Origin of the sequence: Microcoleus sp. Pol12B5 (genome assembly GCF_036701335.1) — a bacterium.
In the GTDB taxonomy this organism is placed as follows: Bacteria; Cyanobacteriota; Cyanobacteriia; order Cyanobacteriales; family Microcoleaceae; genus Microcoleus.
Genome location: NZ_JAUBQQ010000023.1, coordinates 48,616 through 70,670, shown reverse-complemented (window position 1 = coordinate 70,670; position 22,055 = coordinate 48,616). Strand labels below are relative to the sequence as shown.

The following is a 22,055-nucleotide window of genomic DNA, read 5'->3' as shown; positions in this document are numbered from 1 at the left end:
AGCTGGGTGCGGTGAAAGTCGCACGCCCAGATCTAACCGAGAGGGGCGGGGAATAATATCCCCCCTCGACTCAACCTAGCTCCCCAAATAGCACCTTAGATGGCGGTGCTGGCGATGATACGATCAATGCCCAGTATGCGAATGCCGGCAATTTGCTGCGAGGGGGAATCGGCAACGATCGCTATTCTGCCCCTGCGGGGAAACCCAGTCAGATTCAGGATACCGGTGGCACAGATCAGCTCTTTGTTGCGAATTTCCAGCTCCCGGGCACAGACGTTTCTCTATCTTTGTCGCCTGGAAAGGTGGGATTTGCCCGACAAGGTACGAGCCTGCTGATTGACATTAACGCAGACGGGGTAGCAAAGCCTGCCGATGACGTTGTAGTTTTAGACTTTTTCGGTGCATCGCCGACTGTTGAAGGTGCTGGCTTCATCGAAACCATCAACAACCTCTCCGGTACAGCAATCCTAGCTGCTAATCTCACTGAGGCTACGGCGGCACCAGGACTCAATGTAACCACAGGTACTCCCGGCGATGATAACCTCATAGGCACTGCCGGTGATGACAACCTCTCAGGCTTAGAAGGCAATGACACCCTCGCTGGCTTAGATGGTGGCGACACTTTGCTTGGCGGTGCAGGAAACAACAGTGTCAGTGGGGGTTTAGGAAATGACTCCCTCCTTGGCGGCGACGGCAATGACACGCTGGATGGCGGTGCAGGCAATGACGTTTTGGGGGATAACCTTTTCGGTGTCAGTGGCAGCGATAGTCTGGCTGGTGGCGATGGAGATGACACGCTGCGAAGTGGCGGCGATTCTACAACTTTGGATGGCGGTGCGGGAAATGACAGGCTCTCCCTTAGCACCCTCAACGGTCTTCTCATCGGGGGAGACGGCAATGACTACATCAGGGGAGACGGCAACAATCAAACCTTAGAAGGCGGTACTGGTGACGATACTCTTACTACCCAGTATGGGAATTCCGGCAACGTGCTGCGAGGCGGTGCAGGTAAAGATATCTACGGAATCTTCTCACCATCAAAAGCTATTCAGATTCAGGATAGCGAGGGTATAGATGACCTGAGCATAAATTTTGGCATTACCAGCACAAATCTTTCTCTGTCCTTGTCGCCGGGAATTCTGGGCTTAGGGCGGCAAGGTACGAGTCTGGTAGTTGATATCAACAAAGACGGGATAGCTAAGGCTGCTGATGACTTGGTGATTTTAGACTTCTTCGGTGCATCCCCGACTGTCGCGGGTGCTGGCTTAATCGAAACCATCAACAACCTCTCTGGTAGCGACATTCTGGCTGCTAATTTACCAGAGTCACCTACGGCGCCAACACCTACGGCGCCAACACCCACAGCGCCAACACCCACGGCGCCAACACCCACAGCGCCGACACCCACCGCGCCGACACCCACCGCGCCAACACCCACCGCGCCAACACCGGTTGCACCCACCCCGCCGCCACCCACACCGATACCCACACCGGCTACCACACCCACACCGGTTACGACGCCCACACCCGTTTTCACTCCCGCACCGCCTGTGACGATCGCACTTCCGATCGCACTCACAGTCACAAGCGTGCTCGCACCGACAGGCTCAGCGTCAGGGAATATCGGCAGCAACAGCAATGACGTGATAATTGCGATCGACGCTAACAGTCCCGTCTACGGCAACAAAGGCAACGACACCCTAATCGGCAATAGCGAAAACAACACATTCTTCGGAGGCAAAGGTGACGATGCCTTATTTGGCGACGACGGCAACGATCTCCTATTTGGCAACGACGGCAATGACACGGTGATTGGAGGCGACGGTAACGATATCGAGTTAGGAGGAAAAGGTGACGACTTCTTGTATGGCGGTGACGGTAACGATGCGATTAGTGGCGATCTAGGCAATAATACCTTAGCCGGCGACGCTGGTAATGACTCCCTGTACGGCGGTAAAGATAATGATGCTTTGCTGGGCGGTACTGGTAACGATTTCCTCTATGCCAAAGAAGGCAACGACATTCTCAGTGGCGTTGACGGAGTTGCTGCTAACCCAGGACTGGGCGAAATCGATACGCTGATTGGTGCAGAAGGCAATGATACTTTCTTGCTGGGAGATGCCACCAAGTTCTACTACAACGATGGCAACGATACTGGTAGTGGCGCAGGCGACTACGCTTTGATTGTCGGTTTTAACCCGACTGAAGATATCCTCCAACTTCAAGGTGCTCCTAGCACTTACGTGTTAGGTGATTCTCCCCAAGGATTGCCTGCTGGAACCGCTATTTTCAAGAAGACTTCGGGCTCGGATGAATTGATTGCGATCGTCCAATCAGTTTCTTTCCTGGCTATTGACAACACCTCTTTGCGCTTCGTCTAACGGCAAAGTTCGATTCCCTTCGATCGGCGGTTGAAACCGCTTCTTGTCAAACGAAGTCCCTCTCTAAGACACTAAGAAATTTAAGCCAGATTAAGTCCTGCCTTTGGTGCAGGACTTTTTTTGTCGGGTGGAGGGGCGATCGGCGATCGCCCAAAATTGATTGTCAAAATGCTATACTCAAAATCAGAAAATAGTTGTACAATGTCTTTCTAGTCGTTTTTTACCGCTGCGCCTCCCAGGTGAAAGAAGGTGAAAACAGGTAAAAAACACTAAGCGCGGGCGTAATTCAGTGGTAGAATGTCAGCTTCCCATGCTGAACGTCGTGGGTTCGAGTCCCACCGTCCGCTTTGACTGAATTTTCATAGAATTATGAAAATTAATTAGTGCTATCAATTCAATCTATGGCTTATTTCTTAACCGCTGCTTTATATAAGTTCGTTGAACTACCGGATTTTGCTGAGCTGAAAGCACCGCTACTCGATTGTTGCAACAACAACAACGTCAAAGGCACTATCTTGCTGGCCCAAGAAGGCATTAATGGCACGATTGCTGGCTCGTCTGAGGGCGTACACGCAGTGCTGGCATTCTTGCGTAGTGACCCACGTTTTGCCGATCTCGTACACAAGGAATCTTTCTCGGAAAAAGCACCTTTTTATCGGTTGAAAATACGCTTGAAGCGCGAAATCGTCACGATGGGAGTACCGGACATTAATCCCCGCCTCATGGCTGGCAAATATGTTAAGCCGGAGGAGTGGAATAAGCTGCTTGACGATCCCGATGTTGTCGTGGTTGATGTGCGTAACGACTTCGAGGTATCTCTGGGTACTTTTGAAGGTGCTATTAATCCCAAAACAAAAAGCTTTTCTGAGTTACCTGAATGGGCGCTGCGGGAAACTGCTTTACGCAATAAACCCAAGGTGGCAATGTTTTGCACGGGTGGTATTCGCTGCGAGAAATCAACTGCTTTTTTGCGTACTCAAGGTTTTGAGGAAGTCTATCATCTCGAAGGCGGAATTTTAAAATATTTGGAAACAGTACCGGAAGCAGAAAGTCGTTGGGAAGGTGAATGTTTTGTGTTTGATGAACGGGTTTCTGTTGGTCAGGACTTAAAGCCGGGAAACTATGAACTTTGTCGCGGTTGTCGTCACCCGATTAGTCAGGAAGATAAGGCTTCTGAATTATTTGTACTTGGTGTGAGTTGTCCTCATTGTCATGACTCCAAAACTGAAACCAAAAAACAAGCCTTATCTGAACGTCAACGTCAGATTGAGCTTGCTAAGCGTCGCAACCAAGTACATATAGGCGCGCGCTACGATGCGAAGGAAAAAGTAGATGAGGCCTGCGACTAATAGTATTCACTAAGCTCAAAGAAACCCGGTTTCTACGAAAAATCTTGTTTAGCGACAAGAAATCTACGAATAAATGGAGTTTCTGACCCGAAAATCCCGATCGTGCGATCGACTAATTATATCGTTTCCGGTTGCATCGGAATAATAAAATTGAGTCAAAGCTTAACACTCAACCATTCAGTTTTTCGACCCGCCCGTCAACAGTTAACAGTCAACAGTCAACACTAATTCCGGTGCAACCGGAATTGATATTATATGTTAGCAACATACCCGATTTTGTATTCCTTTCGCCGCTGTCCCTATGCTATGCGGGCGCGCTTAGCCTTAATGGTTAGCAATCGGGTGTGTGAGTTGCGGGAAGTTGTTTTGCGAGACAAACCACCAGAGATGTTGGAGGTATCCCCCAAAGGTACAGTACCAATATTGATAGATGTTGACGGGCGAGTTCTTGATCAAAGTATCGATATCATGTTGTGGGCATTGAGACAACACGATCCTGAAAAATGGTTGATGCCACAGCAAGGTTCCGTTACAGAAATGCTGGAACTAATCGCTCTATTTGATGATACGTTTAAATATCATCTTGACCGTTATAAGTACCCCGATCGCTATCCCGGTGTTGATGCCCAAGTACATCGTTATGAAGGTTCTTTATTTCTGGAACAACTCAACTCACGGTTAAGTGCCACTAAATATTTATTTGGTAACAATGTAGCATTGGCTGATATGGCGATCGCACCTTTTGTTCGTCAATTCGCTCATACAGATCCAGCTTGGTTCAACGAACAGCCTTGGCCACAGCTACAAGCTTGGTTAGCAGAGTTTACAGACTCTCAAATTTATAGCAGTGTTATGCAGAAATACCCGAAATGGGAATCCGGTAATGCAGGCGTTGTTTTTCCTTGATCGTAAGTAGGTATTCTTATTCGCTGCCCGGATATTTATTGAATACCAAAATGTTAGTTACCATGCTAAACTTATTGTTTTCCGAATAGCAGATTGACTATCATTTGACTAAAAAAGCGACGCAGGCGAAAATCGCATCTTGCTAATTTTTTTAAGGTGAAAGGATGTACTGTATTCTAGTAAGTATTGTCAGGCTAAAACTATGATTGATGTTGGTTCCTTAGTTCGATCGCCCAGAAACGATTTGGGAGTCGGAAAAGTTGTCGAGGTATCGCGTACCGAGGCGGTAGTTGAATATTTTTGCTCAGTTAAAAACCGCATCCGCAAAACTGTACCCTTGGGTTTGCTGCAAGAAGCCAGACTTCAGCGCCAAACCCGCTGCTACCTCTGGAGTACCACTCAGGAAAGATGGATTATCGGTCGAGTTTATGACTGGGATGAAGATAAATTAGAGTACGAAATTGACCTGCCCGACAGCCAAAGTTTGCAAGCTGTCGAAAGCGAACTTTACGTTCGGTGCAATATCCCGATCGCCGATCCGATCGACATTTTAGCAGTCAAAGGTCAAGAAACGCCGTATTTTCACGATCGCCGATTGGCATTCGTTCAATCTGCGATCGAACAGCGGGCCGTCAGCCGCGGCATGACGGGTTTAATTTCTGCTAACATAGACCTCTATCCGCACCAAGTTGAAGTCGTCCGGCGCGTCCTAGAAGACCCAATCGTGCGCTATTTATTAGCCGACGAACCAGGACTGGGAAAAACAGTAGAAGCCGGGACAATTCTCCGCCAATTTCTGCTAGATGAACCCAGCGGACGCGCTGTGGTACTGGTTCCGAAATACTTGCTCGAACAGTGGCGGCAGGAGTTGGAAAATAAATTCTATTTGTCTCATTTTGCTGACCGAGTGCAGCTTGCTGCTGTTAGCGACATCAATCAAATTAGCCGCAATGCTAATCTAGATTTTCTGATTGTGGATGAAGCGCATGATGTGGCGGCAATGGCAAATTCGAGCGATCGTACTCAGCAGCAGTCCTTTGAACTCTGTCAGAAACTAGCTCAGAAAAGCAAAAATGTATTGTTATTATCTGCAACGCCAGTTATCGGCCATGAGCAAGGTTTTCTAACGATGCTGCACTTGCTAGATCCGACAACTTACCGTCTTGATGACCTGGAAAGCTTCAAGGAACAGGTGCAAAACCGTCAAGAAATCGGCCGCGCTTTGCTGGATTTCCGAGAAAATGCCAAGCCTGCTGTTTTGCAAACAAAACTCGCTCAATTCCGCACTCTTTTTGCCAAAGATGATTATTTAATCGGCTTAACAACAGAGTTAGAAAGTTGTTTGAAAACGGAAGAAACCGCAGAACAGGCTCGGCTTGTCCGAACTATTCGCACTCATGTTAGCGATACCTATCGCCTCCATCGTCGCATCCTTCGTAACCGCCGGGATGCGGTTGAAGATGTGATTTTTGATCGAGATACTGTCCCCAAAACTGAGTACGATCTGAATGATGAACAGTGGTCGGAAATTCAAACCCTACTCGATAAATGGCGCACACTCGCTCCCAAATCGAGCGAATATCAGAGAATTTTTCTGCTATTTTTCCGCGCTTCTGGTACTTGGCTGAATGTTTTTGAACGGGTTGTCAAAGCTCGTTTGCAGAAAAAATCGACTCCAGAACTCGATCGCGAATTTGGACAAAATGACACGGCAATTTTGACCAAAACTGCCCTGTTTCCCGAAGAAAGGGAAATACTGGAAACCTTGCTCAACAACCTGGAAAAGCCCCAGGAAGGACTCGATCGACTGAGTTTGTTACGAATCGCCATTCTCCGATTTTTGGCAGTTGCTTTGAAGGTTCCGCGCGAGTATCACAGCAAACCTCGCGATTTGCTGTCGAGAATTCAACAGCAAATTAAACGGCCGATTCCAGGCGAGCGTTTCCCGAAAATTGTGATTTTTACCAGTTTTACTGCAACTTGTAAAGAGATGGCGGAAAATTTAGCTAAAATCTTTGGTAAAAATGCGATCGCCAGCCATGACACGACCAAATCGGCTGATGAGGTTGAGGCTAGTCTCAAGCGGTTTAAGACTGAACCCCATTGTTTTATCTTAGTGTGCGATCGATCTGCCGAAGCAGGGGTAAATCTGCAATTGACAGATTGGTTAGTTCACTTCGATTTGCCGTGGTTTCCCCATCAGTTAGAACAAAGACTCGGCAGAGTCGATCGCATTGGCAGCAAAATGGGAGTGCAATTTTGTTTGTTTGCAGGCCCGGATATGCCGGAGAGTCCCCACGAAGCTTGGTTTCAAGTTTTAAAAGATGGGTTTGATATCTTCAACAAATCTATTGCCAGCCTTCAGTTTTATGCTGAAGAAAAACTTCTCAAACTTGAAGAAAAGTTGTTTGCTGAGGGCGGCAAGGGCTTATCCAGCGAAATTGAAGCGATTAAAACTGAAATCGAACAAGAGAAAATCAAAATTGATGAACAGTACGTTCTCGATGAAATTGATACTCTTGATGACAGCGCATCTCAGTATTTTGAGTCTCTCGATAACTGCGATGCTAAGCATAAAGAAATGCAGCGGGCTACTGAAGGTTGGTTGTGTCAAGCTCTTCACTTCAAACAAATTGAACATCCGAGTATATCGGGGTTGATGCGCTATAAACCTACTCAAAAAACGTTAATTCCCTCGAACGATTTGATGACCAGATTGGTTCCTTATTGCCAGCAATATGGCAGTTACAATCGCCGTATTGCTTATCAGAATGCGGATGTGGCTCTTTACCGCATTGGTGAGGGATTGATCGATGCAATTAGCTCTTATATTCGCTGGGACGATCGCGGTCAAGCTTTTGCCATGTGGCGGCATGATGAAAGTTGGGATGCTGCGCCTGGGAAGGAGTGGTTTGGCTTTCAGTTTAATTATTCCATCCAGACTGATGTGCAACCGGCAGAGCAAGTTTTGCAAGCACAAAACATCGAAAATTACAACTTTAAAGCTTTGCAGCGCCGCGCTGATGCTCTGTTTATCCCAACTTTTGAAACTGTGTTTGTAGATGCTCGCAGCGAGCAGATGTCTCTGGTGGAAGATGCGGAACTTCTGGCGATTTTGCAGCGGGGTTATAAGGGGAAAGGCGGGCCAAATCGGGATTACAATTTGTCTAAAAATCGCACGTCGCTGATTGACAGTTTTGTCGATCCGCTAGAATGGGATGATTTTTGTCAAAAGGGACGGGTGGTATCGGAGGAATTGCTGCGCGGGCGATCGGCTTTTGTGGAAATGTGCAATAGTTCCGCTGTCACTGCTGCTATCCAACTCGAAAACCGGGTGAATCAATTGCAATTGCGATTGAATCGACTTTCTAAATCCGAACAACTTTTAGAATCGGTTTTAGCTGATGAAATCAATACCGAAAGTTTGTTGAGTCAAGCGGTTTTAGCTGGGATTCGCCGCCCGCACATGACTCTTGAGTCTGTGGGATTTATTGTGATTTCTGGGCGTCCTCCTGTAAAGTCGGAGGATGAAGGATAATTTGTTTGGTAGGGCGATCGCTCTTTTTGGGGGCGATCACTTTTTTTGAACCGCAGATGCAGGCGGATAAACGGGGATGGACGCAGATGGATGAAAGGGCTCTCGCACTTACGGGTTAAACCTCCTCAAAAATTGCGCCTCGCTGCTGTAAATTCACCTGCATCTCCTCATCGATTCCTGAATTGTTCCCGAATCTGGCTGACTCGACATTCGCACCGCTGAAATTAGTATTTGTTAAGTTCACTTCCAGCAGATTGGCGCCACTCAAATTGGCACCGCTGAGGTTAGCTAAAGCTAGACTTGCTTTATGCAAATCTGCGCCACTTAAATCAGCATTTCCTAAGAAAGCGCCACTCAAATCTGCACCGCCGAATTTGGCATTTTGCAGGTTGGCGTCGCTGAAATCGGCATCGTTTAAGGTTGCACCCCGGAAATTTACCCGATCGAGATTTGCGCTGCTAAAATCCACTGCACTTAAAGTCGTTCCGCGCAAGCTGCTACCCGCGAAATCTAGTGCTGGGTTGAGATTGGCGATTTTGGCCAACTCTACAAAGTTGTCGGTTTCAGCGGAGATAATGCGATCAACCATTTCCTGCAATTCCGATTCAGCTTCCGGGACAATTTCCATTTCGCGCGGTTCAACCGGAGGCAAATTGTAGGATAATAGCGCCCAACTGAGGGCAGGTTGGAGTTTATTTGCTTGCAGGTAGATACTCAGGATTCTTTCTAAAACCGAATGTTGATTTGGCGTGATATCGTGCGGCCACAAACCCTCCGCATCTGTGAGATTAATATCTTCTTTAGCAACTTCAAAAGCCGCTGCCATCCTAAATTCTTGGGCAGTTAATTCTCCCAGCTTAGCATTTTTTAGCAAACCTTTTAATACTGATTTACTCTGTTCTACTGCAAAAATCCAAGCTGGCGTTTTATCATCGCTGATTGTGGAAACGTGACAAAATATGCTCTCTGTCTCCTTAATTTTTTCCGCCTTCTCCCCGCCCTGAACTCCCCGCTGACTTTCGGTTACTAAATTTTCTGTACTGCTTTGAATGGGCAGGGTTTCTCCTATTGACAAAAGCTTGAAAGCACCGACTAACTGACGTGATGCTACGGGTATTTCGCAGTTTTCTAGATAGAGTTTGAGCGTCCCGCCTTGCAGACCAAATTTGACGCGACCACCTAGCAGGGGTTCCCAATGCTCGTTAAAATTCAGGCTCAAGTGAATGTCGAGCTGCTGGGTTTGGGCTGCAACCGATGGAACGGGAATTGCTTCTAATTGCATCCACAAGCAATCTGGGTATTTGTTGTGAGACTCTAGCGATCGCATATCGGGTAGAATTACTGGTACTACCAGCCTGTAATTGATATTTAAATTAGTTGATCATCTTTATTTTATCACAACACAGCTTTTTGTCGTGGATAAAATTGTAAATTTTGTTTAATTTGATCCGCCAGTCATTGATTTGGCTTAATTTGGCTTTTTACCCAATTCCGAAATGCTTTCACTAATTCCAAATAGTCCATTGTTTCTGCTTGTTCCAAAAATCTGACAATCTCTAATATCGGTAAGCTGGGAAATGCTAAACTGATATCGCCCTCAACGTATTCTCCATTTTCTAATCTGTTGATTCTGAGTCGCAGTCCATTATAAATCCAAACTTCCGGCACTCCCAGATCCGCATAAACCTGCAAGCTATTTTCCGAACGGCTGGTAATATCAATTTCCACCACTAAATCCGGCGGCGGAGCTTGATTCATGTCGATTCTTTTTTTGCCTTTAATGGCACTAATATTCTGGATGTAAAAACATTTATCTGGTTCTATACCGCTAATTTCAGGACGTTTGAATGTGGTAGAACCAAGAGGTTCAATTCTCACATCTAATTCTTCAGCTAAGGTTTCAACAAATCGACCCAATACTTCTTTGAAGCGTTCGTGTTCTGGGGATGGTACCATAATTTTCAAATTGCCACGATTATATGTCAGTCGAATTTGCCGATCGCCGATTTCGGCAAGCAAAGTTTCGTAGGTTTGCCAACTGATACCGGATAGCTGGACAATTTGTTCGAGCGGGGAGAGAGTTTGAGCAGTCATCTGATTTTAGATTTTAGATTTTAGATTTTAGATTTGTCCCGCGAATAAATTCGGGGTCAGAAACCCAATTGTTTTGGATGATAGTGCTAGTTTTATGCTTCGTTCTTTTGAATTTTTACATTATATCATCGAAAAAAGCTCGATCGCTCTTTAATTACTGAGTTAAAATATGTGCTATTGAGCCAGATTTTTTACTCACCACTAGGCGCGGGAAATACAGAAGACAAATCTAGAGACAACTCGGGAAAACCCGGAATTACCACCGTCTGATTTGGCAAAACAACTCGTTGCAATTGATAACTATAACTCCCGTTTTGTTTCTGATAAGGTTCGCTGTGCATTTCCAGTTGATTATCAAGCAAATTAAATATCCAATAATGAGAAATTCCAGTCTCAGCATAGAGAGGCAACTTCGTTCTCCGATCGTACTTCAACGTAGAATCGGAAACCTCAATTACCAACAAAATATCAGCCGGCTCCGGGTGAGAAGATAAATAACGATCAGCTCGATTGCGGGCAATAACAACATCAGGCTCTGGTTCGCTATCATCCGTCAAAATAATGGGTTCTTGACCGCGCACGATCGCCCTTTTTCCCAGCAGCGGGTACAACTCTCCTAACAGCAGCGAATTACAAACAGAGTGAAACGTACCTTTAGCAGCCATAATGATAATTTCTCCGCGAATCAATTCAACTCGCTCATCGGGGGCGAAAAATCCCAGTTCTCCCAAACGGTGATATTCTCCGATTGAGAATCGTTTTGCAGTTACGGCAGTCATAGCTTTTGTTACCCTCTACAATTACCAACCTTTCCAATAAATTCTACTCAAAAATCCCGCCCCGTGTCCTTAATTCAACCTTCACGGCTTCCGAAATTCCCACACAACCAGAAAAATTAGCATTTTTAACCACCGTACTTGTCAAATCAGCGCGGCTCAAATCAGCACCGTTTAAATTCGCACCACTCAAATTAACACCGCTTAAATCAGCATTCTTGAAATCAGTATTTGTCAAATTTGCATTTACTAAAATCGCATTCGGTAAATAAGCACTGCTTAAATTTGCGCCGGTTAAATTTGCACCGCTCAAATTCGCCCGTGGCAGCTTTGTCCGCAAATCAGCACCGCTCAAATTGGCGCTGCTGAGTTCAGCATCCCGCAAATTAGCATTGCACAAATTAGCATCAATTAAAATAGCAGCGCTCAGCAAAGCACCGCTGAGATCAGCCAAAGTCAAATCAGCGCCTCGGAGGTTGGTTTCGCGCAAATCCGCACCGTTAAAATCAGTGTAGTGCAAGTCAAAACCGCTTAAATTAGCTCCAGCAAAATCTTCAATTGGATTCAAACCCACTGTTTCTGCAAGTTGTACAAAACTCTTATTTTTATCAGTTAAAAATAGTTCGCGGACGATCGCCAATTGCTGCTGTCGGTACTGGTTAGCCTTCTCGTAATCTGCTAAATACTTGTAAGCAAGCTTCAAATTCTTGAGAGCATTGCGCTCAATGCGATCGTCCTTGCTGGTGCGCGCGATCGACAACTGCTCGTGATAACATTCGATCGCACCAGGCAAATCACCCTTAGCATCGTAAGCTAGCGCCAAATTGCCCAAAGTTTCCAATTCAGAGCGCCCGTCGCCAGTGTCCCGCGCGATCGCCAAACGCTGTTGCTGGTAATTAATAGCACCAGAAAAATCCTCAAGAGCACAGCAAGCATTGCCCAGATTTCCCAAAGCATTGGCCTCGCCCCGGCGATCCCCAATTTCCCGCGCTAACAGCAAATGCTGCTGGTAGCAGTCGATCGCCTGAGCATAATTTCCCAGCGCTTCGTAAGCTACGCCCATATTACCCAGCGCGGCACCCGATCGCCGCTTATCGTCCATTGAGCGATACAGCGCCAGCGCTTCCTGCCAAGAACCCAGCGCCGCCTCAAATTGGCGTGCCTGATATTGCGAAATCCCCTGCTTGATTAGCTCGCTAGCTTGTTCGCTCATAATGTCAAAATTAGTTAATAACTAAAGTTGATATTAATCGACTCAAAGCGGTAATTGCTAATCGGTAATCAGTAATCGGGAATCGGTATGGCCAACCCCCCTCTCCCCGATCCGTATTTTCACGTCCGTGCAAAAAAAAAGACCAAAAAAAGAGAGAGCTACCTAAGTAACTCTCTCTGCCATCAGGGTGCATCTACATAACACAATATAACATGATGGGGATGAGGGGTGTCACCCCCAAACGTGAAGATGTTGTAAAGAAATGTAGATTAATTATAAAGTTACGATCCCCCCAGAAGGGCGAGATCGGGAAAAACCGATCGCCCGCTGCTGTATCCGCTACACGACCCCCTTAACGACTGCTTAGCCTGGGGCGTTAAGCTTGGCCGTCAGCAGCTCATTCGTCAGTTTGGGATCGGCGCGGCCGCCCGTTTCCTTCATCACCTTGCCGACAAAAAAGCCCAGCAGCTTAGTTTTACCGGCTCGGTACTGTTCCAGCTCCTTGGGATTGGCTGCCAACACGGCATCGATCGCTTGCTCGATCGCCCCCGTATCCGAAATTTGAATCAAACCCTTGCTTTCAACAAACTTCTGAGGCGAACCACCGTTTGCCAGCAATTCCGGCAAAATATCCTTAGCGATTTTGCCACTGATCGTACCGGCATCAATTAACCCCAGCAGTTCGGCTAAATCCTGCGGTTGGAAAGGAATTTCTCCGATCGCCAGCTTTTCATTTTTCAGATAAGCAGTAATATCGCCCATCACCCAATTGGCAGCTTGTTTAGCCACAGCGCCGGCGGCGATCGATTTTTCAAAATACTCCGCCACCGCTTTGTCGTCAGTCAGCACCCGCGCGTCGTAGGGAGAAAGACCGAGCTCAGTTTCGTAGCGATTGCGCTTTTGGGCCGGCAATTCTGGCAGTTGAGCTTGCCAATCCTGCAATTGCTCGGCCGAAACTTTGATCGGAGGCAAATCCGGTTCCGGGAAATACCGATAATCGCTCGCACCTTCCTTAACCCGCATACTGAAAGTACACTGCTTGTTTTCATCCCAAAGCCGGGTCTCTTGAATGATGGTTTCGCCATTTTCCACAGCTTGAATTTGCCGCTCGATCTCATAATCGATCGCCCGTTCGATCGCATTAAAAGAGTTCATATTTTTAATTTCCACCTTCGTGCCGAACTCTTTTCTGCCCACGGGGCGCACCGAAATATTCACGTCGCACCGGAGCGAACCTTCCTGCATATTCCCGTCGCCAACACCGATGTAGCGCACGATCCGGCGCAATTCTTGACCGTATTCGGCAGCTTCCGCACCCGATCGCAAATCCGGTTCCGAAACAATTTCGATTAGAGGCACACCGGCGCGGTTGTAATCCACCATTGAATAAGTAGAACCGCTGAGCCGATCGCTGCCGCCGTGAACCAATTTTCCGGCATCTTCCTCCATGTGCAAGCGAGTGATCCCGATTTTTTTTCTAGTAGAATTTCCCGTCTCATCCACGAGTTCAATTTCTAGCCAACCGTTAGTAGCGATCGGCAAATCGAACTGAGAAATTTGATAATTTTTCGGTAAATCGGGATAGAAATATTGCTTGCGGTCAAACTTACTGTAAGGTGCGATTTCGCAGTTGAGAGCCAGCCCTGCTTTCACCGCATACTCCAGCACTTTTTGATTTAATACGGGCAAAACTCCCGGCATTCCCATACAAATTGGGTCAATGTTAGTATTTGGGGCATTGCCAAATTCTGTAGAAGAACTGGAGAAAATTTTAGTATTGGTACTTAATTGACAATGAGTTTCGAGGCCGATAATGGCTTCGTACTGAGTTCGGTTTTTTATCGAAGAGGGTGCAGAAGCAGTCATAAGCAATTTAAAAGACTGAATAACTTTAGATTTTATTTTAGCTTTTTATTGACCAAAGTGATTGGAGAGTATTTGGAGGTAGGCGCGGTTTCATTGGTGTCAACAAGCGCGTCAAACCCTGAGTTCGGCAGGTTTAAACCCCTGACGTACTTGGGGAAAGCGTGTTTAGTTGAGACAAATGGATATCTGCATAGGCAACGCCCTGCTACAGATTCGCGATCGACCCACGCCCCCAGCCACGCCGCTCTCCTTTTGATCGCCCCCAAACAACAACTCTGTGCAAAAATATACTTAGCGCCTGCTCCTGCCCGCACCCTTCCCTTATCCAGGAGAGTTTTAGATCCATCCACCACAATTGCTGATCAATCTGCACCCCAAATCCTTTGACTGGCAGTATTTAATAACGCCCGCCGCTTCCAACGATCAGCTCCACGCACAGACTAAAAATTAAAAATGTATAATTTAACAGGAAATTACATATTTTTATTTTTTAAGCTTTAATTTTGAACTCTCAAAGTAACACTTGCCTAAGTGTCAAAACTATGCCTGAAATTCCAGTTGAAAGTGCCAAACTGTTTCAGAACAGCATCACTGAGCTAGAGCAGGCGGAATTAGCCCTCGAACTCGCTTGGAACGAACTCGAAAAACAAACAGCAGAAACCATTGCTCACCTTGCCAACGCCGGCTCAGCAAACACACAGGAAATTAGCGATCGCTTGACCGAGGCTAAGCAACTCCGCCAGCAACTTCAAACTCAAATAAAAAAAGCCAACTCGCGGCGGGAATTTCATCTAGAAAACTTACCAATGGCAGTTGTAGAGTGGGACAAAGAATTTCGGGTAGTGCGGTGGTCGCCAATGGCAGAACAAATATTTGGCTGGAGTGCAGCAGAAGTAATCGGCAAATACTGGCACGAATGGTCAATAGTTTATCAAGAAGACTTCGAGGAAGTGTGCGCCGCTACAAATGAACTGTTACACAGCAGAGAAACCCGCAACGTTTGCCGCAACCGCAACTATACCAAAGATGGCTCGATAATTTACTGCGAATGGTACAATTCTGCACTCATCGATGAATCGGGAACAGTAGTTTCAATTCTCTCATTTGCCAGAGACATAACCGAGTTCCAGCGCGCTCAAGAAGAACTGCATCGGCGCGAACAAGCTTTCAGCGCCATCGCCGAAAATGCGACCGATATTATCGCCCGGTTCGATCGTAAACTACGCCTCCTTTATATCAACCCAGCAGTAGAATCAACTCTTGGAAAAAATGCCGAAAATTTGATTGGCAAAACCAACCAAGAATCAGGAATACCACCGCACTTATGCAGCCGGTGGGATGAGGCTTTTATAAAAGTTTTTAGTAGTGGCAAACAAGAAACTATAGAATTTGAGTTTCCCACTTCCGAGGGCATAAAATATTACCACTGTCGAGTCATTCCCGAGTTTGCTGAAGGCAATTCAGTAGAAACAGTTTTATCCATCTCCCGTGACATTACAGAACTAAAACAAGTCGAAGATCAGTTGCGAAAAAGCGAATCCAAATTTAAAGCCATAGTTGATTCTAATATGATCGGCTTAATTTTTTGGGATCTTAACGGCCACATTATAGATGCCAACGCCGCTTTTTTAAACACGGTAAATTATACGCGGGACGAGCTGCTTGCCGGAAAAATTAACTGGCAAGAAATGACACCGCCAGAATACGTGCGTTTAGATACAGAAAAAGTTGCCGAACTGAAGGCTAGAAATACTGTTGTCCCCTTTGAAAAAGAATTTATACGCTCCGATGGTAGCCGCGTTCCGGTGCTGCTGGGCAGCACATTTTTAGAAGGAACGAAGCAGTTAGGCGTCAGTTTTGTGCTGGACTTAAGCGAGCGGAAGCAGGCAGAATCAGAACTGCAAAAGCATCAACAACTTTTAGAGAGTATCCTGACAACTATCCCTAACTTCCTTTACATTTACGATGCAGTAGAAAACAAAAATATTTATGCAAATGAATCGGTCACAGCGATGCTGGGATACACTCCCGAAGAATTGCAAGATTTGGGTACAGACGCTTTAGCTAGCTTAATTCATCCCGATGATATGTTAAAGCTAATTACAGGTATGGAGCGGCTCAAATACAGCAGCAATCCCTATGAAACGGATGACAGAGACTACAGAATTAAACACAAAAATGGGGAATGGCGCTGGGTGCACGATCGCTCTACAATCTTCAAAAGAACGCCCGACGGACAAATGAGTCAAATTATCGGTTCCGTACTCGACATCAGCGATCGCAAACAAGCCGAAGAATCATTAAAACAGCAAAAAGAACTGCTGCAAACTATCTTCGACAACGTGCCGATCATGCTCGCTTTCTTAGATAAAAATGGTCAAATAAACTGGGTAAACAGCCACTGGGAACAAGTGCTAGGCTGGAGTTTGGCAGAAATCAAAAACCGTGATATCTTGGCAGAATTTTATCCGCAGCCAGAATACCGTCAATATGTTTTGGATGAAATCCAAGCAGCAAATCAGAAGTGGAGCGACTTCAAAACACAAGTTAGAGACGGGCGAATTATCGACACTTCTTGGGCAAATGTTCGTCTCTCAGACGGCAGTTGTATCGGAATTGGTCAAGATATCACCGAACGCAAACGAGTAGAATTTAAACTCAAAGAACTCAACGAAACTTTAGAAGCTCAAGTCGCTCAGCGTACCGCAGAATTAGAGACATTTTTTGATGCTTTGCCCGATCACATTTTTGTGGTAAATCGCGAGAATATGCGACTGTCTTTTGTCAATCAATCGGTTGCCCAAACTGCTGGATTAAATAGCAGGAAAGAGATGCAGGGCAAAACTATTTTTGAATGTTTTTCCCCAGGCAGATCCGCACAATTTTGTAGGGAAAATTCGCAGGTATTTGAAACAGGCGAAACTATGCACTTGCAGGATAAATTTGTGATGGCTGGCGAGACGACTTACTACGATACTTTTAAAATTCCCCTCAGAAATATAGACGGCAAGGTTTATGCTTTAATTGGTACTTCTCGCGATATCACTGAGTTGGTAGAGACAAAACAAGCTTTGTCAGAACGCACAGAGCAATTAGAAGCTGCCAATCAAGAATTAGAATCTTTTTCTTACTCAGTTTCCCACGACTTGCGTGCACCTTTGCGACATATTTCAGGTTTTGTAGAAGCGTTGAAACAGCGGCTAGAGTTAACTGAGGCTTTGAGCGATCGCAAAATAGTTCACTATATGGAAGTAATTGAAGACAGCAGCCAAAAAATGAGCCTGTTGATTGACGGTTTGCTCGCCCTGTCGCGGGTGAGTCGCACCGAGTTGAGGCAAATTCCGATCGATCTGAGCCGTTTGGTACAAAATGCGATTAAATTGACTAAACCCCCAGCCGTCGCCGATCCGGCCCAAACTCCCCACAGCGTTGAATTTGCCGTCGGAGATTTGCCGACAGTAATGGGAGATCCAACCTTGTTGCAACAAGTGTTCAGCAACTTGATTAGCAACGCCGTCAAGTTCAGCCGCGGACGCACTCCGGCTACAATAGTTATTGAGGGTCTACCGGATGGGACGATTTTTGTCAAGGATAACGGGGTGGGTTTTCCGATGGAATACGCCGATCGCCTGTTTGGAGCCTTTCAGAGGCTGCACTCCCAGAGAGAATTTGAAGGTACGGGCATCGGTTTGGCGATCGTCCAGCGGATTATTCACCGCCACGGCGGCACGGTTTGGGCCGAAAGCCTACCTAGTCAAGGAGCCACGTTTTACTTTAAACTAGCGCAAACAATCTCAAACGGTAATATAGATTCATAAGTTAAGTGTATAAGAGTTTTAAATTCAAAATTTAAAACTCTTATACACTTAAATAAGTCACAATCGGTGAGAGCATCCGAATTGTGGTGTGACAGAAGTGTTCACTGTCAGGAATGAAAGCGAAAGAGCTAGGCTTAGCGGTGCAAGATGCTCGTACTCCTAAAAAACGCTCTTTGAAAAATTGGGATGATCCCCAATGGGTTCGGTCAGCCCTCGACTACCGATGCTAAATAAAGGTCTTGCGAGTAGAGTATATAATTGATTTTGCTAAAAATATCGAGATAAAATTAATAACCAAACTCAGTCTAAAAAATTACTAGCAAAAACACGAATAACCAATTGAAAACCTCCCGAATACCTTATGTTAGATATAAATCAGACCAACTATCTACTAAAAATGGTAGCGGAATCAACATTAAAATTGTTGATTATCGAAGACATGGCAGAAGATATGGAATTAATAGTGCTCGCCTTAGAATCGGGGGGGGTAAATTTTAAGTGCGACATGGCAGAAACAGCAACAGAGTGCAGAAAACTGCTGGAGAATTGCAAGTACGATGCTGTACTCTCAGATTACCGCCTCCCAGGCTTCAACGGTTTAGAAGTGTTGAAATTAATGCAGGAATTAGGGCAAGACATACCCTTGATTTTAGTAACGGGAAGTTTGGGAGAAGAAGCGGCAGTTGAGTGCCTCAAAGCCGGAATGACAGATTACGTATTAAAAGGGCGGCTGTTTAGGTTGCCAACAGTCTTAGAACGATCGCTCCAAGAATACAAAATGCGGCGCCAGCAACAAGAAGCGATCGCCCAAATTCAGCGGCAAGCTCAGCGAGAAGCGATCGTCAACCGCATCCTCCAAGCCATGCGCTTCACCCTTGTACTCGACGAAGTGCTGCAAACCACAGCAGATCAACTGCACGAAGCTCTCGAAATCACCGCCTGCGCCATCTTGCAGCCAGATGCTGAAGGCGGAATCAGAGTTCGCTACATCAGCAAAGCATCCAACAGAGAACGGTTCGTCGGGCTAAATTGCAAAGTGGCTGAGCACTACCGATCCGATCTCGCGGCTGGGGAAACCCTGATCATCGACGAGTTATCGACACTGTGCCCGTCGCTGCAAGAATCCGCACAGTTGGTAGGGTTTCGCTCCGTCGCGATCGCCCCACTGCTCTACCAGGAGTCATTTTTGGGAGGAATTAGCCTCTATCAGTGCGATCGGGCGCGCTCTTGGACCGTCGAAGAACTCTCCCTACTCAAAGCCATAGCCGATCAGTGCGCGATCGCGATCCACCAAGCCGAACTCTACCAACAAGCCCAAACCGAACTTGCAGAACGCAAGCGCGCCGAAGCAGCAGTCTGCGGCATCCAGCAGCAGCTAGCCACAATGGCAGCCAACATTCCCGGCTCAGTCTACCGCACCGTGCTGCATTCCGATGGCACAATCTCCATGCCCTACATCAGTCCGGGCGTGCGCGAAGTTACTGGGTTCGGGGCTGAAGAAGTGATTTTGCACCCGGAACTCTTGACCGAAATCATCCATCCAGAGGACAAAAGCTCGTCTGACAGCCTCGTAGCATCATCGAGAGCGAGTCTTTTGCCGTGCGATCGCCAGTACCGCATCGTTCTGAGATCTGGGGAGGTCAAGTGGGTTCAAGACAGCGCTAAATTTTCCAAAAACGAAAACGGCGACGTAATTATAGACGGAGTAGCCCTCGACATCAGCGATCGCAAACAAGCAGAATCAGCACTGCGCCAAAGCGAACAGCGATTTCGCTCGCTGATTGAAAATGCCACAGACATCACGATCATTCTCGACGCCGAAGGAATCTTCCGCTACATCAGCCCTTCCGTCAAGCGAATTTTAGGATACGCACCCCACCAGGCGATCGGCCGCAGCGCCTTAGAAATAGTTCACCCCGACGACAGCGCCACGATCACCGAAACCCTCCACAAAGCCATTGAAAACCCCAAAAGAAGCCAGTGCCCAGTTGAGTACCGAGTCCGCCACCGCAACGGTTCCTGGTGTTATGTAGAAGCTGTAGCCACCAACTTGCTGTACGATCCCGCAGTCAAGGGAATCGTGATTAACTGTCACGACATCACTCAGCGCAAACTCGCCGAAGAACAACTGCTGCACGATGCTTTTCACGACGCCCTCACCGGATTGCCCAACCGATCGCTATTTACCGATCGGCTCGAACACGCTCTGAGGATGGCAAAACGGCGCAAAGACTACTTGTTTGCCGTGCTGTTTCTCGATTTAGATAGATTTAAAGTAGTCAACGATTCCCTCGGCCACGCCATCGGCGATCAACTGCTAGTATCGATCGCGCGGCGTCTGGAAGCTTGTCTGAGGGTCGGAGATACAGTGGCTCGCCTTGGAGGAGACGAGTTTGTGCTGTTGTTAGAAGACATCGAGGGCATCAATGAAGCTACCACCATTGTCAACCGTCTGCAAAAGAAAATCACCTCCCCTATCCTTCTAGACGGACACGAAGTATTTATCACCGCCAGCATCGGCATAGCTTTGAGTTCTGGCGAATACGTGGAACCGACAACCCTGCTGCGCGACGCCGACACAGCAATGTACCGCGCCAAAGAACTCGGCCGATCCCGACACGAAGTTTTCAACAGTTCCATGCACGCCCACGCTTTGCGGCTATTGCAGCTAGAAAACGACCTGCGGCGGGCGATCGAATCAATTAGAGAACCGATCAGAGAAGAAGACTTTCCCTCCTCCCCCGAATCAGCCTTACCTCCCTTATCCCCAGCGCCCCAGTTTATTATTCACTACCAGCCGATCGTGTCGATCGCCAATAACACTATTACCAGTTTTGAGGCTCTAGTGCGCTGGCAGCATCCAGAACGCGGCTTAGTTCCCCCCGGCGAATTCATCACCATCGCCGAAGAAACCGGCTTGATCGTACCCCTCGGCCGCTGGGTACTTCGCACAGCTTGCCACCAAATCCGCCAGTGGCAGCAGCTATTTCCCAGCCACCCCCCGTTGAGCGTTAGCGTCAACATTTCTGTCAAACAGTTTTCTCAGCCAGATTTAATCGAATACATCGATCGAGTTCTCGCAGAAACTCACCTCGACGGCAGCAGTTTAAAACTAGAAATTACCGAAAGCGTACTCATAGAAAATTCCGACTCAGTAACAGCAATGCTGGTGCAGCTCAGAACCCGAAACATAGACTTGTGCATTGACGATTTCGGCACCGGCTATTCCTCGCTCTCCTACCTGCACCGCTTCCCCACCAATACCTTAAAAATAGACCGCTCTTTTGTTAGCAGGATGGGAGGTGAGTTCGATTTCAGTAAAGGAGGCATTGATCCGACAGAAATTGTGCGGTCGATCGTTACTTTATCCCACAATTTAGGCATGGATGTAGTAGCCGAAGGAGTCGAAGAAGCCTCGCAACTATCTATACTAAAAGGGTTAAAATGTGAGTACGCCCAGGGATTCTTTTTCTCAAAGCCAGTAGACTCTCAAACAGCAGCAACCCTAATCCGACAGCAAGCAGAAAATCAGAATTTGCTGACATTTAGTTTGTTAGAGAAAGGCCATTAAAAAAACACGGCATTTTGTGAGTCCCGTTTCAGCATAAAATCTTAAAATATTTTAAAGCTGTGCCTAACTGGCGTCAGTTAATAACTACGGCATCCAAATCAATGTCAATGACCCCGGTCTCTAGATACGCTTCTTGCTTCGGGCCTAAGACTTAAACCATAGTTGACCAGAGGCGTACCTGCGTACTACGTTAACGGTAAGAGTTAAAGGCCTACCAGGGAATGCTCTCGCTAGTTCCTTGCCAAGCGAAATTTAGGATTAAACAGACTTATTGGGTTAAATCAGTTTCCTAGATATAGTATCGGCTCTTAACTCAGGCGCAAGCTAACATTACCCCTCTCATAGAGGCTCATAAAGGAGCGAACATTATGCGATCGCAGGTTGCGAGGTTGGATGTGGTAATTGTCCCACTGAAAGTACATTACAAAAGTACACTCCCATCTAGCAATCCCCGTGTAATGGAAAGATTCACGGCGGTTGAAACCGCCTAGCCGTTTCCCACGAGCGGTCTAAAGACACGCTCGTTTCCCACTTACCAAATTT

At 46.8% G+C, this 22,055-nt stretch carries 11 protein-coding genes and 1 tRNA gene; 7 read left to right on the top strand and 5 right to left on the bottom strand.

Annotation, left to right across the window (positions count from 1 at the left end; all coding sequences use genetic code 11):
• Positions 1–152: 152 nt before the first annotated feature.
• From QUA24_RS13330 to dpdE, 5 genes are all read left to right on the top strand, one after another.
• Positions 153–2,381: a calcium-binding protein gene (locus tag QUA24_RS13330; protein ID WP_333230269.1), complete on the top strand. Its 2,229-nt coding sequence runs from the start codon at positions 153–155 to the stop codon at positions 2,379–2,381.
• Between the two features lie 275 nt (positions 2,382–2,656).
• Positions 2,657–2,728, top strand: a tRNA-Gly gene (locus QUA24_RS13325).
• 36 nt (positions 2,729–2,764) lie between these two features.
• Entirely contained in the window at positions 2,765–3,730 is a 966-nt protein-coding gene (gene trhO / locus QUA24_RS13320; RefSeq protein WP_445242613.1) for an oxygen-dependent tRNA uridine(34) hydroxylase TrhO, read from the top strand.
• A gap of 255 nt (positions 3,731–3,985) precedes the next feature.
• Positions 3,986–4,636, top strand: coding sequence for a glutathione S-transferase (locus tag QUA24_RS13315; RefSeq protein ID WP_333230267.1), 651 nt, complete (start codon positions 3,986–3,988; stop codon positions 4,634–4,636).
• 202 nt (positions 4,637–4,838) lie between these two features.
• A complete protein-coding gene (dpdE, locus tag QUA24_RS13310; RefSeq protein ID WP_333230265.1) occupies positions 4,839–8,174 on the top strand; it encodes a protein DpdE in 3,336 nt (1,111 codons plus the stop codon).
• Positions 8,175–8,289: 115 nt separating this feature from the next.
• Here dpdE and QUA24_RS13305 read toward each other — a convergent pair whose 3' ends face one another.
• The 5 genes from QUA24_RS13305 to gatB form a co-directional block, all read right to left on the bottom strand.
• Positions 8,290–9,501, bottom strand: a complete 1,212-nt coding sequence (locus QUA24_RS13305) for a pentapeptide repeat-containing protein (protein ID WP_333230264.1) — start codon at positions 9,499–9,501, stop codon at positions 8,290–8,292.
• Between the two features lie 128 nt (positions 9,502–9,629).
• Positions 9,630–10,268, bottom strand: a complete 639-nt coding sequence (locus tag QUA24_RS13300; protein ID WP_333230262.1) for a Uma2 family endonuclease — start codon at positions 10,266–10,268, stop codon at positions 9,630–9,632.
• Positions 10,269–10,459: 191 nt separating this feature from the next.
• Positions 10,460–11,047 (bottom strand): Uma2 family endonuclease, encoded by a 588-nt coding sequence (locus QUA24_RS13295; RefSeq protein ID WP_333230260.1) that lies wholly within the window; start codon positions 11,045–11,047, stop codon positions 10,460–10,462.
• 43 nt (positions 11,048–11,090) lie between these two features.
• Positions 11,091–12,257 carry a pentapeptide repeat-containing protein gene (locus QUA24_RS13290; protein ID WP_333230258.1) on the bottom strand — a complete coding sequence of 389 codons (1,167 nt, stop codon included), beginning with the start codon at positions 12,255–12,257 and terminating at the stop codon, positions 11,091–11,093.
• A gap of 363 nt (positions 12,258–12,620) precedes the next feature.
• A complete protein-coding gene (gatB, locus tag QUA24_RS13285; protein ID WP_333212251.1) occupies positions 12,621–14,123 on the bottom strand; it encodes an Asp-tRNA(Asn)/Glu-tRNA(Gln) amidotransferase subunit GatB in 1,503 nt (500 codons plus the stop codon).
• Between the two features lie 542 nt (positions 14,124–14,665).
• Here gatB and QUA24_RS13280 point away from each other — a divergent pair.
• Both QUA24_RS13280 and QUA24_RS13275 read left to right on the top strand, forming a co-directional pair.
• On the top strand, positions 14,666–17,941 hold the full coding sequence (locus QUA24_RS13280; RefSeq protein ID WP_333230256.1) for a PAS domain S-box protein: 3,276 nt from the start codon (positions 14,666–14,668) through the stop codon (positions 17,939–17,941).
• A gap of 361 nt (positions 17,942–18,302) precedes the next feature.
• Positions 18,303–21,512: an EAL domain-containing protein gene (locus tag QUA24_RS13275; protein ID WP_333230254.1), complete on the top strand. Its 3,210-nt coding sequence runs from the start codon at positions 18,303–18,305 to the stop codon at positions 21,510–21,512.
• The last annotated feature ends 543 nt before the right edge of the window (positions 21,513–22,055 follow it).